Annotated in this window: 2 protein-coding genes and 1 pseudogene; 1 reads left to right on the forward strand and 2 read right to left on the reverse strand. The window is 43.8% G+C overall.

The window, feature by feature from the left end:
- Window positions 1-135: 135 nt before the first annotated feature.
- Together AC1DWB_RS33130 and AC1DWB_RS33135 are read right to left on the reverse strand one after the other, a co-directional pair.
- Window positions 136-912 (reverse strand): IclR family transcriptional regulator, encoded by a 777-nt coding sequence (locus AC1DWB_RS33130; RefSeq protein WP_477545346.1) that lies wholly within the window; start codon window positions 910-912, stop codon window positions 136-138.
- Window positions 913-1503: 591 nt separating this feature from the next.
- Window positions 1504-2298: an HAD family hydrolase gene (locus AC1DWB_RS33135; RefSeq protein ID WP_477545347.1), complete on the reverse strand. Its 795-nt coding sequence runs from the start codon at window positions 2296-2298 to the stop codon at window positions 1504-1506.
- Window positions 2299-2520: 222 nt separating this feature from the next.
- Between AC1DWB_RS33135 and AC1DWB_RS33140 the strand changes: the two are divergent.
- Window positions 2521-2900: pseudogene (locus AC1DWB_RS33140) on the forward strand (hypothetical protein); the annotation flags it as partial.

Consider the following 2900-nt stretch of genomic DNA (forward strand, 5'->3'; position numbering starts at 1 on the left):
GTTGAACATAGCGCTCCATGAGTAGGGATGACCGTTGCCGTCCACCATGCCAATCATGGCCAATCGAATCGGAGTTCCTCTAGCAATTGGAAATGTTCCCTTTCCCGCTTCCTTGCTGTTCATCGTCGTTACCTCCTAAATTCTTCGCGACAGTTGAGCAGCACTGCTCGCTACTGCTAGGCTAAGCTCTTGAATTCTGTGGCCGATACCGAAACCGCTGACGCTAATCGCGGCTACCCATTCACCACGCTTGTTTCGGACCGGAACCGATACACAATGTACGCCGATCGAAGACTCTTCACGGTCTACTGCATACCCCATCTGCCTGACAAGCTCAAGCTCCTTCAAGTAAAGTTCCAGGGAGTCGATCGTATGGCTGGTAAGCTTCTGGAAGGTACAAGATTTCAATATTTCCCTGACTTGATCTTCCGGTAGCCAAGCCATCAAGCTTTTTCCCAAGGCCGTATTGTAGACCACCCTTCTCTGGCCGACCTCACCGAAAAGATATTGATGATGATCCGGTTCTACATTGACCAGGTACAACACGCTACCCTGATCCAGAATGGCGAGATGCGCCAATAATCCGGTCTGCTGCACCAAATCCGCCAATACCTTCCTGCCTTCCACCGTTAGTTCAGTAGAATTGGTATAAACCGAACCCAGCTCGAAAGCGGTAGGCCCGATGATGTAGCGATCGGAGTCTCTCAACTGCTCTACGAATCCGTGATCTCTAAGCGTGAGCAGGAAGCGATGGACCGCACTTTTATTCAGGCCCAGCATACGGGCAATTTCGCTTACACCCAGAGCACGTTTCTCCGTTATGAAACATTTCAATATATTCAACGTCCGATCTACCGATTGAATTCTGTAATAAGGGACGTCTTTCTCGACTTCATCATGAGTCTCTGACACAGCACACTCAACTCCTTTTCACGGTCATATTATCACATATAAACAGAATATACCACACTATAATATAACGTGTCATATAGTGAGACGATAAGTTTGTGGAAAGTGTTCTCCTCGATGCGTGGAGTTCAGATCGTACAAAGCAAAAAGCCCCTATTCCTTAACAGGGGGCCGAGTAAAGATTTTATTTGCTCACAAATAACCGGTATTATTTCGTCATCCTCATGAACCAACGTGCCTTAGAAATCGAGGAATACCGCTTTAATAGTCATCTTATACTTCCGTTTGCTGAGTATGCTTCGAGATCGCCTTTGGATGCAGGTCTGACTTGATCAACTTCCTGTTTATTCCATTTCACTACCCTATAGCTGAACGAGGCTACCAAGTAATTCGTGGTAGCCTCGTGATGTAGCTTTATTGAGGACTCGTGCCCGTAGCTGACAGTTTTGGACGCTAACATCTTCCATCGGGTAATAATGGAATAACTTTCAGAGGAGCTGGAAGAAGATACGAAGATGTTGTGTTGAAAACAAAAAATATCCAATTAGTATTAGAATGCCTTTTTCATGGATGACCTCAAAAACCAAAGGAGGATTACAGTACAAATTTCTCAAGTGCTAAAGCAACACCATCGTTATCATTTGATTCGGTAACGTATTTAGCACAATTTTTTAGTTCGGTTATCCCATTACCCATTGCAATTGGAAATCCGCACATATGGAAAAGTCCCAAATCGTTAAAATCGTCTCCGAATACCATTACATGTTCAGAGTTTATCCCGATATCATTTAAGACCCACTGCACAGCATTTTCTTTTGAAGCTGATTTATGCATAATTTGAACCAATACTCCTTCATCAGTTGCGATTACGTTAACTTGGTCACCGAATTGCTGGATAAGTTCTTCCCATGTGCTGTAACCAACAACGAGTATTTTGGTCGGAGACATTGAAAAGATAAAATCGTAATCGACTACTTGTGGTTTAGAATCACTCGAACGGGCACCAAACTGAGCACACTCTGAGTCGGGAACTGGTGTGCACGTATACCATGAGTCATTTACTTCATATGAGATTGTTGGGTGGTGCTCGTTTAGCCCAATGAATTTAAAAATCTGTTGGCTAATTTCTGTTGGGATACTAATGTGCCGCTGAATTTGCTTAGATTTGCATGTTACTAAGGCACCATTGTAGAAAACAATGTAATCTACAAAAGGAATATCCTTTACGAATTGTTTAGCGACTCTAGGCGGTCGTGCTGTAGCAACAATAATTTGAATTCCGGATTCAAAACACTCTTTAACTGCACGATAATTCCGAGGAGATATGGATTTGCTACTATCAAGTAATGTTCCATCCAAGTCTAATACAATTGCCTGTATTTCTGACATCTACATCCCCTCATTCTATAGTTAAATTCCTCCAATTATATCCTAATAACGGTGCTAATGGTAGCCGCTTTCATTTGCGTTTTATCTTGACCTTTTACTATATCCCTAATCATTTGTAAAAGAGTTACCACATCACCAATTGATATCAATTAATTCATATCCGTTTATCGAGAAGGCTCAATTGCGGCCACATTATGCTCGCGCAACACCGTATCAGAGGTGTTGGCCCGTGCAAATCGAAAGGAACTGACATGGCCGCTACCAGAGGATCTGACGGATGAAGATCTGTCGCTTTTGTTGTTCCCAGAAAAAGCCCAGTCGTCCTCGCAGTCGCGTAAGATCCCGTACTGTGAGCAGATCCATCGAGAACTGGCCAAGAGCGGTGTTACGCTCAGCTTGCTCTGGAGCGAATATTGCGAGATTTGCCGCCTGAATCAGGAAATCCCCCTTCAGTACACCCAGTACTGCAATTACTACCGGAAGTATGCGGCAACGACCAAAGCAACGATGCATTGGACTAAGCAATCCAAAAGGATAGACTTACGAGTGGGGGAAACATACGTAAAAGTTACTCGAGAATATCCAAAAGCCCAATACTACAC

It is taken from the genome of Paenibacillus sp. P4_E11 (assembly GCF_056401635.1).